At 63.7% G+C, this 16,070-nt stretch carries 19 protein-coding genes; 6 read left to right on the top strand and 13 right to left on the bottom strand.

Translation table 11 applies throughout. The features are described from left to right. Positions 1-159 precede the first annotated feature (159 nt). The 5 genes from FHT02_RS03785 to FHT02_RS03765 all read left to right on the top strand — a co-directional run bounded on the left by FHT02_RS03785 (position 160) and on the right by FHT02_RS03765 (position 3,239). Entirely contained in the window at positions 160-846 is a 687-nt protein-coding gene (locus FHT02_RS03785; protein WP_184084438.1) for an energy transducer TonB, read from the top strand. A 66-nt stretch (positions 847-912) separates the two neighbouring features. Then, positions 913-1,707 carry a MotA/TolQ/ExbB proton channel family protein gene (locus tag FHT02_RS03780; RefSeq protein ID WP_184084436.1) on the top strand — a complete coding sequence of 265 codons (795 nt, stop codon included), beginning with the start codon at positions 913-915 and terminating at the stop codon, positions 1,705-1,707. A gap of 84 nt (positions 1,708-1,791) precedes the next feature. Then, a complete protein-coding gene (locus tag FHT02_RS03775; RefSeq protein WP_184084434.1) occupies positions 1,792-2,271 on the top strand; it encodes an ExbD/TolR family protein in 480 nt (159 codons plus the stop codon). A gap of 29 nt (positions 2,272-2,300) precedes the next feature. Beyond that, complete coding sequence (locus FHT02_RS03770) at positions 2,301-2,726, top strand: ExbD/TolR family protein (RefSeq protein ID WP_184084432.1); 426 nt, start codon at positions 2,301-2,303, stop codon at positions 2,724-2,726. A gap of 162 nt (positions 2,727-2,888) precedes the next feature. Next, complete coding sequence (locus FHT02_RS03765) at positions 2,889-3,239, top strand: tetratricopeptide repeat protein (RefSeq protein WP_184084430.1); 351 nt, start codon at positions 2,889-2,891, stop codon at positions 3,237-3,239. A gap of 51 nt (positions 3,240-3,290) precedes the next feature. Here the strand turns inward: FHT02_RS03765 and dcd are convergent, their stop codons facing one another. From dcd to FHT02_RS03745, 4 genes are all read right to left on the bottom strand, one after another. Continuing rightward, on the bottom strand, positions 3,291-3,845 hold the full coding sequence (dcd, locus tag FHT02_RS03760) for a dCTP deaminase (protein ID WP_184084428.1): 555 nt from the start codon (positions 3,843-3,845) through the stop codon (positions 3,291-3,293). Positions 3,846-3,920: 75 nt separating this feature from the next. Beyond that, positions 3,921-4,361, bottom strand: coding sequence for a cytidine deaminase (locus FHT02_RS03755; RefSeq protein ID WP_184084426.1), 441 nt, complete (start codon positions 4,359-4,361; stop codon positions 3,921-3,923). Further along, complete coding sequence (locus FHT02_RS03750; protein WP_184084424.1) at positions 4,358-5,005, bottom strand: GH25 family lysozyme; 648 nt, start codon at positions 5,003-5,005, stop codon at positions 4,358-4,360. The genes FHT02_RS03755 and FHT02_RS03750 overlap by 4 nt, the downstream gene beginning before the upstream one ends. Positions 5,006-5,050: 45 nt before the next feature. After that, positions 5,051-5,533 carry a UPF0262 family protein gene (locus FHT02_RS03745; protein ID WP_184084422.1) on the bottom strand — a complete coding sequence of 161 codons (483 nt, stop codon included), beginning with the start codon at positions 5,531-5,533 and terminating at the stop codon, positions 5,051-5,053. A 79-nt stretch (positions 5,534-5,612) separates the two neighbouring features. On the opposite strand from FHT02_RS03745, the gene FHT02_RS03740 reads away from it, so the two are divergent. After that, positions 5,613-7,109: a replicative DNA helicase gene (locus FHT02_RS03740; RefSeq protein ID WP_184084420.1), complete on the top strand. Its 1,497-nt coding sequence runs from the start codon at positions 5,613-5,615 to the stop codon at positions 7,107-7,109. A 30-nt stretch (positions 7,110-7,139) separates the two neighbouring features. On the opposite strand, the gene FHT02_RS03735 is transcribed toward FHT02_RS03740, so the two are convergent. From FHT02_RS03735 to FHT02_RS03695, 9 genes are all read right to left on the bottom strand, one after another. Continuing rightward, the gene (locus FHT02_RS03735) at positions 7,140-8,384 is read right to left on the bottom strand and encodes an adenosylmethionine--8-amino-7-oxononanoate transaminase (protein WP_184084418.1); all 1,245 of its coding nucleotides are present in this window, start codon (positions 8,382-8,384) and stop codon (positions 7,140-7,142) included. Continuing rightward, entirely contained in the window at positions 8,381-9,001 is a 621-nt protein-coding gene (bioD, locus tag FHT02_RS03730; RefSeq protein WP_184084416.1) for a dethiobiotin synthase, read from the bottom strand. Before bioD ends, FHT02_RS03735 begins: the two co-directional genes overlap by 4 nt. Continuing rightward, on the bottom strand, positions 8,998-10,122 hold the full coding sequence (locus FHT02_RS03725) for an 8-amino-7-oxononanoate synthase (RefSeq protein ID WP_184084414.1): 1,125 nt from the start codon (positions 10,120-10,122) through the stop codon (positions 8,998-9,000). The genes bioD and FHT02_RS03725 overlap by 4 nt, the downstream gene beginning before the upstream one ends. 42 nt (positions 10,123-10,164) lie before the next feature. Further along, complete coding sequence (locus FHT02_RS03720) at positions 10,165-10,941, bottom strand: phosphoadenylyl-sulfate reductase (protein ID WP_184084412.1); 777 nt, start codon at positions 10,939-10,941, stop codon at positions 10,165-10,167. Then, on the bottom strand, positions 10,934-11,359 hold the full coding sequence (locus FHT02_RS03715) for a DUF934 domain-containing protein (RefSeq protein WP_184084410.1): 426 nt from the start codon (positions 11,357-11,359) through the stop codon (positions 10,934-10,936). The genes FHT02_RS03720 and FHT02_RS03715 overlap by 8 nt, the downstream gene beginning before the upstream one ends. Continuing rightward, positions 11,352-12,986, bottom strand: a complete 1,635-nt coding sequence (locus FHT02_RS03710) for a nitrite/sulfite reductase (protein WP_184084408.1) — start codon at positions 12,984-12,986, stop codon at positions 11,352-11,354. The genes FHT02_RS03715 and FHT02_RS03710 overlap by 8 nt, the downstream gene beginning before the upstream one ends. 232 nt (positions 12,987-13,218) lie before the next feature. Then, a complete protein-coding gene (locus FHT02_RS03705; RefSeq protein ID WP_184084406.1) occupies positions 13,219-13,515 on the bottom strand; it encodes a DUF2849 domain-containing protein in 297 nt (98 codons plus the stop codon). Next, the gene (gene cobA, locus FHT02_RS03700) at positions 13,512-14,297 is read right to left on the bottom strand and encodes a uroporphyrinogen-III C-methyltransferase (protein WP_184084404.1); all 786 of its coding nucleotides are present in this window, start codon (positions 14,295-14,297) and stop codon (positions 13,512-13,514) included. The genes FHT02_RS03705 and cobA overlap by 4 nt, the downstream gene beginning before the upstream one ends. Positions 14,298-14,666: 369 nt before the next feature. Next, positions 14,667-16,022 (bottom strand): glycoside hydrolase 5 family protein, encoded by a 1,356-nt coding sequence (locus tag FHT02_RS03695; protein WP_184084402.1) that lies wholly within the window; start codon positions 16,020-16,022, stop codon positions 14,667-14,669. Positions 16,023-16,070: the final 48 nt, after the last annotated feature.

Raw genomic sequence — 16,070 nt, 5'->3', positions numbered from 1 at the left:
GTTCAAAATGTCAGACAAAGCGTTTGCGTACCCCCGGGCGTCACGATAGAGACTCGCGCTCTGCCGAACCGGCGCAACACAGCGAACGGCGGGCGGACTTGCGCGTGGGTTCTGTGCCTGCGGTAGGGTCGCAGCAGATAAGAGGAGTGACGTTGCCGAATGGCTTACGCTGACCGTAATACAGGTGGCAGCCGGGTCGTGGCGATCGTTCTGGTCGCGTTGATCGTGGCTGGCATGGGTTATGCCTTCGTCACGGGTCTGGCATACCAATACATCAAGAAGAAGGCGGAAGAGCTTAAGACCTTCGAGGTCGAAGAGCCGCCGCCTCCCCCTGAAGAAGTTCCGCCGCCGCCTCCGCCGCCGGATACGCCGGTGCCGCCGCCCCCGACTCAGGTCGTGGTGCCGCCGGCCCGGGTGCAGGTGCCGGTTCCGGCTCCGCCGATGAGCACGACGACGGTTATTCCGCCGGCGCCGCCCATCTCGCCGCCCGCACCGCCGGCTCCGCCTGCGCCGCCGGCTCCGCCTGCTGCCCCGGCTCCGACGGCGATCAGCAAGGCTGCCGCCGCACGCGGCAATCCTGGCGAATGGGTCACGAACGACGATTACCCGGCGTCCGCTCTGCGCAACGAAGAAGAAGGTTCTGTCGGAATCTCCTTCAACGTGAATGCTAAAGGTCGCGTGGAAAATTGCTCGGTGACGGCCGGTTCGGGGTCGCGTGCGCTGGATGATGCGACCTGCCGGCTGGTGACGTCGCGTGCCCGTTACTCGCCCGCACTTAACGCAGCGGGCGATCCGGTTCCGGGTGGACGCAAGTCGCTGCGCTTCACTTGGAAGATTGCACAGTAAAGTAGGCGAAACCAAGCTGGCGCCCAGCCAGCATTGACGGCAACTCTACAGAGGAAAGAAACGACGATGCTCACCACCATTCTCGCTGCTGCGGCACCCGCCGGCGAAAATCCGTACGGCCTGATGGCTGCGCTCAAGGAAGGCGGTCTGATCTCGCAGACTGTGTTCGCCATCCTGGTGCTGTTCCTGTTCGTGTCGCTCTACATCTTGTTCACCAAGCTGTTCGAGCAGCAGAAGATCATCAACCAGGCCAAGCGCGTGCGTTCGGGCTTCTGGACCTCAAACAGCCTGCGTGAAGGCGCTGCCAAGCTCGAGAAGAACTCGGCGTATCGCCAGATCGTTGACGACGGCCTGGCTGCCCAGGATCAGCACAAGCAACTGACCGACCCGGTGGAAGCCCATGACTGGCTGCACGGCTCGCTCGCGCGCTCGGAAGGCGTGATCAATTCGGCACTGGGCGGTGGTCTGGCGTTCCTCGCGACCGTCGGCGCGACTGCACCGTTCATCGGACTGTTCGGTACCGTGATCGGCATCTATCGCGCGCTGATCAAGATCGGCTCGTCGGGCCAGGCTTCGATCGACGCGGTTGCGGGCCCGGTCGGTGAAGCACTGATCATGACCGCACTTGGTCTGGTCGTCGCCGTTCCGGCGGTGCTCGCCTACAACTTCCTGCAGCGCCGCAACAAGTCGATCGCCGAGAACCTCAGCGCGTTCTCGAACGACGTCCTTGGTTACCTCGCTTCGGACGGCCGCGTGCGTCCGACCGTTGCGAAGACCACTGCAGCCCCGGTTGCAGGCACCAAGGCGCCGGGGACGACCACGACCGCCGGCCAGGCCGGTGGCGTGCAGACCCGCGGTTAAGTGAAAACGGGACCGCGCGGTTTCCTCCGCGCGGTCCGGCTTCCGGGTCGCCCGGTGGCTCATACGAAGATAGGATAACGCCCAATGGCGATGAGCGTAGGCGAAGGCGGCGACGACTCCCCGATGTCGGAAATCAACACCACGCCCCTGGTGGACGTGATGCTGGTTCTCCTGATCATCTTCCTGATCGCCGTCCCTGTCGTGATTCAGACGGTGGATCTGCAGCTGCCGAAGGTGCAGTTCGAGGTTACCGAGACCAAACCCGAGAATGTGGCGCTTTCGGTAACCGGCGCCGGCGGCCAGTGCCAGGTCTACTGGGGCATGTCGCCGGTAGGGCACCAGGAACTGCTCGACAAGGCAGTCGCAAAGCTGAAGGCAGAGGTCGACCGTCAGGGTGGTCCCAACGCTGTCGGCCTGGAATTGCCGGAAGTGCATATCCGTGGTGACGTGAACACCCCGTATCGCTGCATCGGCGGCACCATCTACACCATGCAGATGGCGGGTTTCGCGAAGGTAGGCTTCATTTCGGAGCCGGAGCCCGGTTCCAGTGTTGCCCGCCTGTAATCCTGCGCAGCGGTTGAGGAGTATTTGACATGTCAATGAGCGCGGGCGGCAAAGACGACGAGCCGATGATGGAAATGAACACGACGCCGTTGATCGACGTCATGCTCGTGCTCCTCATCATGTTCATCATCACGATCCCGATCCAGACCCACGCGGTCAAGGTGGATCTGCCGCAGAACAGCAACAACAGCAGCCCGCCCGTCGACGCGGAAAAGAACAAGATTCTTATCGACGCGAACGGTAACGTTTTCTGGAACAGCGTGCAGATCGACGATGTGACGCTGCGCCAGTATCTCGATGCTTCGCTGCAAAAGGATCCTGAGCCGGAACTTCACTTCCAGCCTGATCCCGCTGCACGGTACGACACCGTCGACCGGGTGCTAGCGATCATCAAGCGTGCGAATGTCTCGAAGCTCGGCTTCGTCGGCAACGAGCAATATCGCAACGACTTCTGATCCGCCGCGCTTCGGCACAGCATCAGGAGTATCAAAGGCGGCCCCTTGGGGTCGCCTTTTTTGTTCGCCCAACGCTTGCTACGCTGCAACGAAAGTGTCACACCAGAGTCATGTAAACGTCACGTCAATGTAATCGTGACGTCATGAGTCGAGGAGGGTGTCATGCGTTTTGTTGCTTTGGCCGTGCTTCCCCTGATCGCCGCAGCCCTGCCTGCGCAGGCACAGGAGAATCCCGCGGCCCCGAACCTTATCACGCAGGGCTCGTATGAAGCGGCCGAGGCTCGGCTGATGCGGGAGTTGCGCGTGCATCCGGATCGTCCGGAACTACTGCTTAATCTGGCGGCTGTGTATGCCCGCACCGGTCGCGCCGATGCGGCGCGGTCGCTGTACACGCGGGTCCTTTCACAGGACGACGTACTTATGGATTTGACGTCCGACCGGACGGCGGGCTCGCACATGATTGCGAGCGCGGGTCTCACGCGGCTTCAGCCGGTTCAGTTCACCGCACGCTAAGATAAAGCGCGGGATGTAGCCGCGCTGAAATGCATGCAGGCAGTGCGGCTACTACAGGCGCGGGAGCGTCACGCCGCGCTGCCCCATATATTTGCCGGCTCGGTCGGCATAGCTGGTTTCGCAGGGCTCATTGCCTTTTAGAAAAAGGAACTGGCAAGCGCCTTCATTGGCGTAGATCTTCGCCGGGAGCGGAGTTGTGTTGGAGAATTCCAGCGTCACGTGACCCTCCCACTCCGGCTCCAGCGGCGTGACGTTCACGATGATCCCGCAGCGTGCGTAGGTCGATTTGCCGAGGCAGATCACCAGCACGTCGCGAGGCACTCGGAAATACTCCACCGTCCGCGCCAGCGCGAAGCTGTTGGGGGGGATGATGCAGACATCGGTCTTGCGGTCGACGAAGCTGTTCGACGCGAAGTTCTTCGGGTCCACCGTCGCCGAATCGACATTGGTGAAGATCTTGAACTCGTCGGCCACCCTGGCATCATAGCCATAGGAGGACAGGCCGTAGCTGATGCAGCCTTCGCGCCGCTGCGCCTCAACGAACGGTTCGATCATGCCGCGCTGCAGCGCCTGCTCGCGGATCCAGCGGTCAGATAAGATGCTCATAATTCCACCTGCTGTAGGATGTCGGTTTCGCCCGAAGCGCGGGCGGAGCGAGGCGCTTGATGATCGCGCTTCCGGTCAGCCGATGCCGAGGTCGGCCGGACCGAACGCGTGCGGAAGCAGATCGGACAGCTTATGGCTGGAGATCTCGTCGCCTGCTGCGCCTGCGCAGAAGACCGCCAGATTACGGCCGGAGAGCTGTGCGGCTTCGTTGATGATCTGACGGCAGCGTCCGCACGGGCTGACCGGCGCGGTATCGGCGTGGCCAATCCGGCCTCCGATCACGCCGATCGCCACGACATTGCGCAACTTGCCCTGCGCGTTGACGCTTGCCAGTGCGACGGTCTCGGCGCAGAGCGACAGGCCGTAGCTCGCATTCTCAAAGTTAGTACCGGTCACCACCGACCCGTCGTCAAGCAGCACCGCAGCGCCCACCGCGAAGTTCGAATACGGAGCATGCGCGTTCCGCGCCGCGCCGCGCGCTGCCTTGATGAGCGCCTGTGCGCCTTGATCAATCATCGTGCCATCACGTCCCAATTCACCGGTCCTGCCGCACCCGCGATGCGGCGCAGGCGCGACGCCTGCCACATCGTCCAAGGTCGGGATAGGTAGCGCGGTACGAAAAACACGCCGCGGGCCCATAGCGGCGCCGTTGTGAGCGTACTGAACTGATAGGTGCCCTCAAATCTTTTGGTGATGCCTAGGATCGCCCGCTTGCCGGTGTGTGTTTCCACCGCGGCCACGAAGCTGGCGATCTGGGGCAGCAGGACGCTGCGGCTGGGCCGTGGGCAATCGTCGCTGAGATCGAGCAGCACTACAGGTGAGAGCTGGTCATCGTCACGAGCCACTGTGGAGACGAAGTTGCCCGCCTGCGCCGTACCTGATTCGCAGATCCGATAGACATGCAGCGCACCGCGCTGGAGCCCGGCGTCGGCGGCACTGCGCCAGGTTTCGGCAAAGCGCCCGTCGCGATTACGGATCCCGATCGTAGCGCGGGCATAGACGAACTGAACGCCGCTCTTGCGGGCCAGCCACCAATCGATCGAGCCGTCGGCCTCGCTGACATCCACACCCTGAACGGGGTAGTTCGCCGTCGAGGGACGCCAACGCCCGAATACGCTCCAGCCGGTCGCGCTGACCAGCGCACACGCGAACAGTATCAACGCTACGGCCTGAAAGCGCTGCGTGGAACCGGAAACCAACACTGCTCAGCCTTTAATATGGAGGACGCACAGCAGTGTGAAAAGCCGTCTTGCCGTATCGAAATCGACTTCGATCTTTCCCGTAAGACGCTCCTGTAGCAGCTCGGCCGCTTCGTTGTGTGCGGCACGTCGGGCCATGTCGATCGGCTCGATATGGTGTGGGGAGGCTGTCCGGACAGCCTGGAAGTAGCTGTCACAGATGGCGAAGTAATCACGGATCGGACGGCGGAAGCGCGCTAAGCCGAGAATGATAGTCTCTAGATGGGAGTCGTCGGCGCGGCGAATCTCCAGCACCAACCGATTCTCCTGAACGCGCAAGTGCAGCTTGTAGGGTCCTGCATAGCCGTCGGCGTGCCGCCGCTGTGGCACGAAGCGATTCGCCGCGAGCAGATCGGTGATCGCCACCTGTCGCTCGCGCTCGATGTCGTCGGAACGCCATAAAATGCTGCGCTCGTCGAGCGTCACGTCTATGATACGATGCTCGGCCATGCACGCTCCTATCCGTTCATGCCCGTTATCCACAAGCCGGACAGTTGATACGAAGGCGCGCTTGAGCGACAGGCAAATCATGGCACAACCAATCCCGTTCCCGACGCCCGAGGTGCCTGAAGGCATCAGCCTTCCCGCCAATGTTGAGGCGGAGGCTGCCTTGCTTGGCGCGATGATGATCGACAATCGCGTGGCTGAGGATGTGCTCCAGAAGATCAGACCCGAGCATTTCTTTGAACCGCTGCATGGCCGCATCTACGACGCGATCTCGACGATGGTAGGCGACAATCGGCTGGCGACCCCTGTCACGCTGCGCCCGCTGTTTGCAGCTGACGCGGCGATGAAGGAGTTGGGAGGCCCGGCTTATCTGGCGCAGTTAACGGGCAATCCGGCCAGCCTGATCGGCGCACGATCGTTCGCCGACCAGATTTATGACCTGGCGATGCTGCGTGCGCTCGTGACGGTGGGGCGCGATTTGGTCGATGGCGCCCTGGACACTAGCCAGGACATCAATCCGGCGAAACAGATCGAACAAGCCGAACTCAAGCTGTACGAAGTCGCCGAAAAGGGCGACAGCGAAGCCGGGCTCAAGTCGTTCAACCGCGCTTCGATCATGGCGGTGCGTCAAGCCGAAAAAGCAATGAATTCGGGCGGCGGCATTTCCGGTGTCACTACCGGCCTGAGTGATCTTAACGCGTCGACCGGTGGTTTTAACCGATCGGATCTGCTGATCCTTGCTGGACGCCCAGGCATGGGTAAGACGTCGCTAGCTACCAACATTGCATTCAACGCTGCCAAGCGCTGGGCCGACGACGTCGAGGCCGGCATTCCGGAAGAAAAGTCGATCGGCGCGCCGGTAGCCTTTTTCAGCCTGGAAATGTCCGCCGACCAGCTGGCGATGCGTATCTTGTCCGAACAGGCCGAAGTGGTCTCGGAAAAGCTGCGCACCGGCCAGATCAGCCACGCGGAGTTCCAGAAGTTCGCACGCGCTGCCGGAGACCTCGAAAAGCTGCCGCTGTTCATCGACGACACGCCAGGCTTGACCATCGCCGCGCTGCGCACCCGGGCGCGGCGTATGAAGCGCCAGCACAAGATCGGCATGGTCATCGTCGACTATCTTCAGCTGCTGACCGGCAGTGCGAAGGCGTCCGGCGACGGCCGCGTGCAAGAAATCTCCGAGATTAGCCGTGGTCTGAAGACTCTGGCCAAAGAACTAAACGTGCCGGTGCTCGCGCTGTCTCAGCTAAGCCGCGCCGTGGAAAGCCGCGAGGACAAAAGGCCGCAGCTGTCCGATCTTCGTGAATCAGGCTCGATCGAGCAGGACGCCGACATCGTGCTGTTCGTCTACCGCGACGAATATTATCATGACTTCAAGGCGCCGACAAAGGTTCCCGACGGTACTGAAACCGCCGAGGAACGCATTGCCTATGAGGAGTGGCAGGCAAAGCAGTTGGAGGTCGCAAACAAGGCGACGGTGATCATCGCCAAGCAGCGGCATGGCGCCACGGGCTCGGTGCACATGCGCTTCGATCGTCAGTTCACCAAATTCAGCGACTTGGTGCACGAGGAATATTGAGCGGGCGGTCGGCCGCGGGGGAGGACGCGCTCAGTCCTCCAGAACCTCTGCAATAACGTCGTAGATCAGGTCCAGATCGGCGTCTTCGACGCAATAGGGCGGCATCACGTACACCGTGTTGCCCAACGGCCGCAGCAGGACGCCGCGGCTGCGCGCAACCCTCGAGAGCGCCGGGCCGATGGTCGACAAATAGTTGGACGAAGAATCCCCCACCTCAAGAGCGGTAATCGTGCCCAGGCGACGCGGCCTGCGGACCTTCGGGTGATCGGCAAGCCAGTCCAGCCGCTGTTGCTGCCCGGCACCCAGTGCCGCGATCCGCTCCAGCACCGGCTCCTCTCGCCAGATGGCCAGGTTCGCGTTGGCGGCGGCGCAGGCGATCGGGTTGGCGGTGTAGCTGGATGAATGGAAGAACATCCGCGACCGCTCGGGCGAACGATGCGCTTCGAAAATTGGCGCGGTCGCCATCGTGACAGCCAGCGGCAACGCACCCCCGGTCAGACCTTTTGACAAGCAGAGGATGTCGGGAACGATTTGCGCTTGCTCGCAAGCGAGCAGCGTACCGGTGCGGCCCCAACCGGTCATGACCTCATCGGCGATGAACAGCACGCCGTAGTGGGCGCAGATCGCCCGCATCTCAGCCAACATCCTTGGCGGATAGGTTCTCATTCCGCCCGCGCCGAGGATCAGTGGTTCGACCAGGAACGCCGCCGGATTATCGCGGCACGCCGCCTCCAGCGCATCGAGCGTGACCTGCTCATGATCAGGCTCGGGAAAGGGGATCGAGGCGACATCGAACAGCAGCGGCTGGTAGGGCCGGTTGAACACGCCGCGCGCGCCCACCGACATCCCGCCGACGGTGTCGCCGTGATAGCCATGTTCCATCACAACGATCCCGTGGCGCGGGGTTCCACGATTGTCCCAGAACCCCAGCGCCATCTTGAGCGCCACCTCCACGCTCGTCGAGCCGCTGTCGGAGAAGAAGACATGCGCGAGTGTTTCGGGGAGGAATGCGGTCAACCCGCGTGCGAGATCTTCGGCAGGCGCGTGGGTCCAGCCGGCAAAGATGATCTGGTCGAGCTTCCCTGCCTGAGCCTGGATGGCGGCCATGATGCGCGGATGGCAGTGGCCATGGGTCGTCACCCACCAGGATGAGATCGCGTCGACATAGCGTTCGCCCGTCCGCGCGTGGAGCACGGCACCTTCGGCGCGGGTGATCTCGGTGATCGGCTCGCCCAATCCATGCTGGGTGAAGGGGTGCCAGACAGGGGAGTTCATGGATGGAATTCCTTGAAGTTCTCGGCAAAGGCGCGGGTTAGGTGTTCGGCATTCAACGTGCCGAGAAAGGGCAGGCGCCCTAGATTAGTGACTCCGCCCAAGCTGCAGATCGTCGCTTCACTGTCTTCGTTCGCATCACCGACAAAAGCGATGCCAAGCACCGGCACGCCACGACTGCGAAGCGCTTCGACCGACAACAGGCTGTGATTGATGGTCCCAAGCGCCGTCCGCGCTACCACGATGGTGGGGAGTGCCCATCGTGCGAATAGATCTGCGTAGAGCAGCGTTCGCGTAAGGGGTACCAGCACGCCGCCCGCACCTTCGATGACGAGCGAGCGCTCCGCCCGCGGGGGCTGAAGCCGTGCGGGATCTATCGTGATCCCATCGATCTCTGCGGCGCGGTGCGGCGAACACGGCGTGCGCAGCCGATAGGCTGGTTTCAGGATGCGATCGGGCGATAGACCGGCCAAACTAGCCACGGTGTCGCTGTCTTCGCTGTCGAGGCCGCTCTGCACGGGCTTCCAATAAACGCCATTCAATGCCGCAGTCAGACCCGCTGCGAAGACGGTCTTTCCGATGCCGGTGTCGGTACCGGTCACGACGATTGCGCGAGTCATGCAGTTGCTCCGGGCAAAGCCTCCGCCAGCGCTGCGAGGTCGGCGAGAGATATGTTGAGGGTCAAGGAGATGCGCAGCCGTGCGGTGCCTGGCGGTACCGTGGGGGGACGAATGCCGCGCACGTCGAACCCCCGTGCCTGGAGCCAGGCGGCGGCTCGCATCGTGCGTGCGTCGTCGCCAAGCACCAGCGGAAGAATGTGCGAACCGGTAGCGGCGGCACCGGCTGACGTGAGCCGCTCATGCGCTTCGGCGATGAGCGCGTGCAGGCGTTCGCGGCGATCCGGCTCACCGCGAACGATCCGCACGCTTTCGCGGACCGCGGCCGCCATGATCGGCGAGGGAGCTGTGGAAAAGATGAATGCCCGGCCGCGATTGACGATGAAGTCGGTAAGCACCGCTGGACCCGCGATCAGCGCGCCCTCGCACCCAAGCGCTTTCCCACAGGTGTGTAAGGTGATGATGTTGTCGCGCGCGGGCAGAGTTGCGGCAAGACCCTGGCCGTCCGGTCCGAATACCCCGGTCGCATGCGCCTCGTCGATTAACAGGACAGCGCCGGTTTGGTTTGCCAGTTCGGCGAAGCGCGCAAGCGGCGCTTTATCGCCGTCCATGCTGTACAGGCTTTCCACTGCGATCCAAGGCCGGCCGGTGCCGCCTTCGCGGCGCCAGGCGGCGATCACGTGCGCGAAGGCGTCTACGTCGTTGTGCCTCGCGCCGCGGGCAATTGCGCGGCTTAGCCGCATGCCTTCATGCGCGCTGGCATGAACGAGTTCGTCATGCACGATGAGGTCGCCGCGCTGAGGGAGCGTGGCGAACAGCAGCGCGTTGGCGGCGTAGCCGCTCGAGAGAAACAACGCGGACTCACTACCGAAGAAGCTCGCGGCTTCCGCTTCCAGCGCCTCATGCTCAGGATGATTGCCGCGCAGCAGTCGCGATCCGCCAGATCCGATCGGCACGCCACGTTCCAACGCATTGCGAATTGCCGTCGCGAGTCGAGGCGAGCCGGCGAGGCCGAGATAGTCGTTCGAGGCGAAGTCGCGACCGCTGCGCGGGATCAGGCTCCTGCGACGGCCGGCGGCGCTCAGCGCCGCCAGATCCTGCGCATGATCGGGGAAGAGAGACATGCGCCCCGTAATCACAATCGCGCCAGCGCGCCAAGCGGCGGCTCAGAATACCGGCTGATCGGGATCGTTATCCTCGACGGGGCTATGGATGCCGCACTCGGTCTTGTTCCATCCGCGCCAACGGCCGGCGCGCGGGTCCTCACCGGGCTTCACGATGCTGGTGCATGGCGCGCAACCGATGGATAGATAGCCTTGTTCGACGAGCGGATGCTGCGGGAGGTTGTGGCTGATGAAATAGGCGTCGAGCTCAGCCTTGGTCCAGTCGGCAAGCGGGTTGAACTTCATACGGCCGGCTGTGTCGCTGGTGTCCAGTTCGAACCGCGGCAGCGCGTTGCGGGTGCTGGCCTGAAACGCCTTGCGTCCGGTGATCGTCGCGTCGAAGCCAGCGAGCGCGCTGGCGAGCGGCACCACCTTGCGGATCTCGCAGCAGCCATCGGGATCAAACGACCAGCGCAGCGCGCTGGCGTCGCGCTGGGCGATCACATCGGGATCAGGCTGGAGGTTGCGCAGGTCCCGCAAGCCCAGGCGTGTCGCGAGTTCATCGCGATAGGCAAGCGTCTCAGGGAAGTGGCGATCGGTATCCAGGAACAGCACTGGCACGCTCGGATCAACGCTGGCGACCAGATGCAGCAGCGTAGCCGATTCCGCCCCAAAGGACGACACCAGCGCCACCTCGCCCAGCAGATGCTCACGCAGCACTGCTACGAGAACTTCGTGCGTTGTCGCATCGCGAAAGCGCGTGTCGAGCCGGATTGCATCGCCTGGCGTGAAGCGCGGCGTTGGATCCAGCCTGTCGATCTTGCGGGCAGGTTCAGCCATTGCGGCGCTTCCATACAGGGATGTGGGAGTCGGCCGCGGCTTGATAGTGGACGCTGTAACGCGCGAGGCTCGCTTCCAGCACCGCGGCGTCCACCGGCGCTTCGGGAGCGAAGCTGTCGAAGCCGCAGCGGCGCATCAGCGGGATCTGATCGACCAGCACGTCGCCCTGGGCGCGGAGCTCGCCGGTGTAGCCCGCTTCGCGCAGGATGCGGCCGGAGGAATAGCCGCGGCCGTCGCGGAACTTGGGGAAGCTGACTTCGACCAGCGCCAGCCGATCGAGGTGCGGGAGGAGGACGCGGGCGTCCTCGCCGGCTTCGATGCGGACGGCGGTGGCGTTGGACTGGCCGAGAAAGCTGTCGAGCGTGACGGCGGGTTCGTCATGCGCTTCGTCGTCGCGGAAGCGGATTGCATCAACCATAGATTGCCTCCTTGAACGGCTCCATGCCGATCCGACGATAGGTGTCGACGAACCGCTCGCCCCGATCTCGCTGGGCGAGATAGACGTTAGTGGCCTTCTCGATAGCATCGACGATGCCATCTTCGGAGAAGCCCGGACCGGTGATCTTGCCCAGGCTGACGTCCTCTGCACCGGAGCCGCCGAAGAGGAGCTGGAAGTTTTCCGTGCCCTTACGGTCGACGCCAAGGATGCCGATGTGGCCGGCATGGTGATGGCCGCAAGCGTTGATGCAGCCGCTGATCTTGAGCTTCAACTCACCCAGTTCGCGCTGGCGATCGAGGTCGGCGAAACGCTGGGCGATCTTCTGCGCGACGGGGATCGAACGGGCATTGGCGAGGCTGCAATAATCGAGGCCAGGACACGCGATGATGTCGCTGATGAGGTCGAGATTGGCTTCGGCGAGACCTGCGTGGGCGAGCATCTGGTAGACGCGGAAAAGGTCGTGCTTCGCGACGTGGGGGAGGACAATATTCTGGGCGTGTGTTACACGTAACTCGTTGAAACTGAAGCGTTCTGCCAAGTCTGCCATTATGTCGATCTGGTCGGCGGAAGCGTCGCCGGGAATTCCGCCCGTCGGCTTCAGCGACACGGTGACTACCGCGTAACCGGCTGCTTTGTGGGCGGAAACATTCTGGTCCACCCAGGCTGCGAAGTTCGGATCGCTGCGGTCGATCGCATCCGAAAGGCCGGTTTCGAACGCGGGCGGCGCGAAGTGCGCGGCAATGCGGTCGAACTCTGCCTGGGGCGGATCGATTCCGAGCTGCTTCACAGCCTGAAATTCGGCCTCTACTTCCTCGCGGTATTTGTCCGCGCCGAGCTCGTGGATCAGGATTTTGATCCGCGCCTTGTAGATGTTGTCGCGGCGGCCGTAGCGATTGTAGACGCGCAGGCAGGCTTCCAGATAGCTGATGAAGTCCGCGAAGGGCACGAAGTCCTTGATCAGTGGGGCAATCATCGGCGTGCGGCCCATGCCGCCGCCGACATAGATGCGGCCGCCAAGCTCGCCCGCGTCGTTCTTCACGATCTGGATGCCGATGTCATGGAGGCGCATCGCCGCGCGATCGGTGTCGCTGGCGATCACCGCGATCTTGAACTTGCGGGGCAGGTACGTGAATTCGGGGTGGAAGGTGCTCCACTGGCGCAGCAACTCGGCCCAGGGGCGCGGATCGGTGACTTCGTCGGCCGCGGCGCCGGCGAACTGGTCCGAGCTGATGTTGCGGATACAATTGCCGCTGGTCTGAATGGCATGCATCTCGACCGTGGCGAGTTCTTCCAGGATCTCGGGCGTATCGGCGAGCTTGATCCAGTTGAACTGAATGTTCTGGCGCGTGGTGAAATGGCCATAGCCGCGGTCGTATTTGCGGGCGATGCGGCCCAGCATGCGCATCTGGCGGCTGTCCATCGTGCCATAGGGTACCGCGACGCGCAGCATATAGGCGTGCAGCTGGAGATAGAGGCCGTTCATCAGCCGCAGCGGCTTGAACTGATCCTCGGTCATATGACCTTCGAGGCGGCGGCGGACCTGGTCGCGGAACTCGTCGATGCGAGCGGCGACAATGGAGTGGTCATATTCGTCGTACTTGTACATCAGCTGGCGGCCTGAAGTTCGGGGGCGCGAGATTGGTTCACGCGAAGGCGCGAAGACGCGAAGGTAGAAGAAGATAGAGGTTCGCGCAGAGGCGCGGAGGCGCAGAGAGTGGGTTGCCGCGTCAGCGGCAGGAAGATCAGTGAGGCGACAACGCGCTGTGCGGCTTCCATCGTCTCCCGATTGAAACTGCAAGCACTGCGCTTCGCGTCTTCGGGCCTTCGCGTGACCAAATTCATATCACCCAGCTTCCGGCGTTCGGGTCCGCCGGCTTTAGTGTCAGGTCGGGGCGGACCGTCGGGCCCAGTGCGCGGATCCGGTCCTTGATGTGAGCGGGGCGCGGGCCTTCGGGCGTGGCTTCGGCATCGATGACGTAGGGGGTGTTCACGCGGCGTGCGGCTTCCTCGACCTGGGCGAGGATGTCACCCTGATCGCCCACATCCTTGGCGTCCTCGATGTGGCGCGACCAGCCTTCGCCAGTCCACCAGGTGACGTCGCCGGTGACGAGGTCGTTGCCGGTCAGGATCTTCATGCCAGCACCTCCGCGGCTTGGGCCCATTTGGCCAGCTTGTCCTCAGCATCCGCCAAGCGGACCACTTCGCCGACGACGATCACGGCCGGGCTCTGCACGTCCTCACGCTCGACCATCGGGCCGAGATCGGCGAGCAGCGTGCGGATCGCGCGGTGGCCCTGGAGCGTGGCACGTTCGAGGACGGCGACGGGCATGTCGGGGGCGACGCCGTCGGCCATCAGCTTGTCGGCGATGGCGGTGGCGGTGGCGACGCCCATGTAGATCACCAGCGTGCGGCCCTTGCCGGCGAGGCCGGACCAGTCCTGTTCGGTCAGGCCCTTGCACTGGCCGGCTACGAAGCTGACCGCGCTCGACCAGTCGCGATGGGTGAGGGGGAGCATCGCTTCGGCTGCGGCGCCCAGTGCTGCGCTGACGCCGGGGATCACCTCGACAGGCAGGCCGGCTTCGCGCACAGCTTCGACTTCTTCGCCGCCGCGGCCGAAGATGAAGGGGTCGCCGCCCTTCAAGCGCACGACGATCGCGCCGGTCTTCACATGCGCGACGATCAGCGCGTTGATCGATTCCTGCGGCAGCGTGTGGCGGCTGCGGCGCTTGGCGACGGAGATGCGGTGCGCCTGGGGGGCAAGATCGAGTACGCGCGGGTCGACCAGGCCGTCATGGACGAGGACATCGGCCTGAGCGAGCGCCTCGACGGCGCGGACGGTGAGCAGGCCGGGGTCGCCGGGGCCTGCGCCGACCAGGATCACGCGGCCGCGCGCGGAAGGATCTAGAAGCGTTGCCATGGATGGCAGATGGTCCTGGGGGCAGGTGGCCGCAATCGACGGATGCTTGGGGGGCGCGTAGCGGAGCTTTTGCGGAGTGTGGTTGGAGAAGAAGGGTGGTTCGCGCGAAGGCGCGAAGGCGCGACGATTTTAGGGGAAGATAAAGGTTCGCGCAGAGGCGCGGAGGCGCAGAGGGGTTCAGTCGCCACGGTAGCGGCAGGAATAACGGGGAGCGTGCAGCGTGCTGGGACGTTGATGGTCTCCCGGTCGATGCCGCAGGCACTTCTACTCTGCGCCTCTGCGCCTCCACGCGCCTCTGCGTGAACCTCTTTCTTCTTAGCTTCGCGTCTTCGCGCCTTCCCGTGAGTCACCTTGCTTCCCGGCGAAGGACTAACGAGCGATAGGGGGTGCTGCGACGGATAGCGCCTGGGCGTGGGCTTTGATCAGGGCGTGGGTGCTGGTGTCGGTGTCGTACACGCCGTACCAGCCCTGAGGTTCGTGGGGTGGGTCGCCGACCCAGTTGGTGTCGCCTTCGCGGAAGCGGTGGTCGCCGTGGACGGCGCGGCCTTCGCCGTTCCAGGCCCAGAAGTTGGAGCCGGCGATCGGCCCCCCGGTGCGGACGCTGTTAAGGACTGCGTCGAAGATTTGGCCATAATAGCGGTCCTTGAACGCCGTCGTGCTTTCGGGATCGTAGCCGCCGCCGTCGCGGGGGTAGCCGAACTCCTCGATCACCAGCGGCTTGTTCAGGCCGCGAGCAAGGGCCTCGTGCTGTTGCAGATATTCGGCGACCTTGCTGCGGCCGGCTTCGTGAGTGCCGGGCAGGTCCTTGGCGCTGACCCAGCTCCAGTTGAGCGGCCAGATATGGGCGGTGCAATAATCGATTTCGGGAAAGCCGTGCTCGGTGTTGTAGATGTCGGCGCGCTCGACGCTGCCCTTCAGCCCCTCGCTGCCGGTGGAGACGAGGTGGTTCGAGTCGAGCGTCTTGATGAGGCGCGCGGTGCCCCGCACCCAATCCTGGAAGAAGGGGAGGTTGCGCGCCGCGACCTGAGGGCCGCCGCCCGGGCGGGGTTCGTTGGCGAGCTGCCAGGCCATGATGGTGGGATCGTCGCGGTAAGCGGTGCCGGTGGTGCGGTTGGTGCGGCCGACCAGTTCGCGAACCCAGTCATGGTACAAGGCGACCGCCTTGGGCGTGCGGTAAAATTCCGACGTGGCATCGGCGAATTGCGGCCAGGGATGGGCGGGGTCGTTGGCGTCGATGAACTTGCCGCCGTTGACGTAGCTTAAGTACGTCATCATGCCGCCCGACCATTCCCAGAAATTGGTGAGGTACAGGACCGCCTTCATGCCGCGCTTGCCCATTTCGGCGAGGCAATAGTCGAGCCCGTCGAGCAGGGCGGGATTGTAGGTGGTGCCGCGATTGCGGAAGCTGGGGCTGACGGCGTTCTTGAGCGGCGAGGTTTCGGAGCTAGCGAGCAGGCGCAGGTTGGTGACGCCGATCGACTGGAGCTTGTCGAGCTCGCGGCGCAGACGGTCGCGGTTGCCGTACTGCGCCTTTGCGCCGAGATAGGCGCCGTACCAGATGTTGGCGCCGACGAAGCGATAGGGTTTGTTGCCGAGGATGAGACGCGTGCCGTCGCGGTGGACGAAGGGGCCGGCAGGGGCGGCGGCGGCAAGCGGGCTCGCCGGTAGCGTGACTGTGCCAGTGAGCGCGGCTGCGGCGCCAAGTAGGTCGCGGCGGGTGGTCATGGGGGTCCCCTCTCTTTTTTGGTATGGGAGGGGTGTAGCGGGTTGCTC

Source organism: Sphingomonas xinjiangensis (genome assembly GCF_014199255.1).
In the GTDB taxonomy this organism is placed as follows: Bacteria; Pseudomonadota; Alphaproteobacteria; order Sphingomonadales; family Sphingomonadaceae; genus Sphingomonas; species Sphingomonas xinjiangensis.
This window is presented reverse-complemented; position numbering and strand designations above follow the sequence as displayed.

Bases quoted from the DNA above. Each gene is read 5' to 3' on its own strand.
- bioD (WP_184084416.1), bottom strand. From the start codon at position 9,001: ATGACTCGCGCAATCGTCGTGACCGGTACCGACACCGGCATCGGAAAG.
- FHT02_RS03775 (WP_184084434.1), top strand. From the start codon at position 1,792: ATGGCGATGAGCGTAGGCGAAGGCGGCGACGACTCCCCGATGTCGGAA.
- FHT02_RS03770 (WP_184084432.1), top strand. From the start codon at position 2,301: ATGTCAATGAGCGCGGGCGGCAAAGACGACGAGCCGATGATGGAAATG.
- FHT02_RS03780 (WP_184084436.1), top strand. From the start codon at position 913: ATGCTCACCACCATTCTCGCTGCTGCGGCACCCGCCGGCGAAAATCCG.
- FHT02_RS03705 (WP_184084406.1), bottom strand. From the start codon at position 13,515: ATGAAGATCCTGACCGGCAACGACCTCGTCACCGGCGACGTCACCTGG.
- cobA (WP_184084404.1), bottom strand. From the start codon at position 14,297: ATGGCAACGCTTCTAGATCCTTCCGCGCGCGGCCGCGTGATCCTGGTC.
- FHT02_RS03755 (WP_184084426.1), bottom strand. From the start codon at position 4,361: ATGATTGATCAAGGCGCACAGGCGCTCATCAAGGCAGCGCGCGGCGCG.
- FHT02_RS03740 (WP_184084420.1), top strand. From the start codon at position 5,613: ATGGCACAACCAATCCCGTTCCCGACGCCCGAGGTGCCTGAAGGCATC.
- FHT02_RS03745 (WP_184084422.1), bottom strand. From the start codon at position 5,533: ATGGCCGAGCATCGTATCATAGACGTGACGCTCGACGAGCGCAGCATT.
- FHT02_RS03715 (WP_184084410.1), bottom strand. From the start codon at position 11,359: ATGGTTGATGCAATCCGCTTCCGCGACGACGAAGCGCATGACGAACCC.
- FHT02_RS03725 (WP_184084414.1), bottom strand. From the start codon at position 10,122: ATGTCTCTCTTCCCCGATCATGCGCAGGATCTGGCGGCGCTGAGCGCC.
- FHT02_RS03710 (WP_184084408.1), bottom strand. From the start codon at position 12,986: ATGTACAAGTACGACGAATATGACCACTCCATTGTCGCCGCTCGCATC.
- FHT02_RS03735 (WP_184084418.1), bottom strand. From the start codon at position 8,384: ATGAACTCCCCTGTCTGGCACCCCTTCACCCAGCATGGATTGGGCGAG.
- FHT02_RS03765 (WP_184084430.1), top strand. From the start codon at position 2,889: ATGCGTTTTGTTGCTTTGGCCGTGCTTCCCCTGATCGCCGCAGCCCTG.
- FHT02_RS03785 (WP_184084438.1), top strand. From the start codon at position 160: ATGGCTTACGCTGACCGTAATACAGGTGGCAGCCGGGTCGTGGCGATC.
- FHT02_RS03695 (WP_184084402.1), bottom strand. From the start codon at position 16,022: ATGACCACCCGCCGCGACCTACTTGGCGCCGCAGCCGCGCTCACTGGC.
- dcd (WP_184084428.1), bottom strand. From the start codon at position 3,845: ATGAGCATCTTATCTGACCGCTGGATCCGCGAGCAGGCGCTGCAGCGC.
- FHT02_RS03720 (WP_184084412.1), bottom strand. From the start codon at position 10,941: ATGGCTGAACCTGCCCGCAAGATCGACAGGCTGGATCCAACGCCGCGC.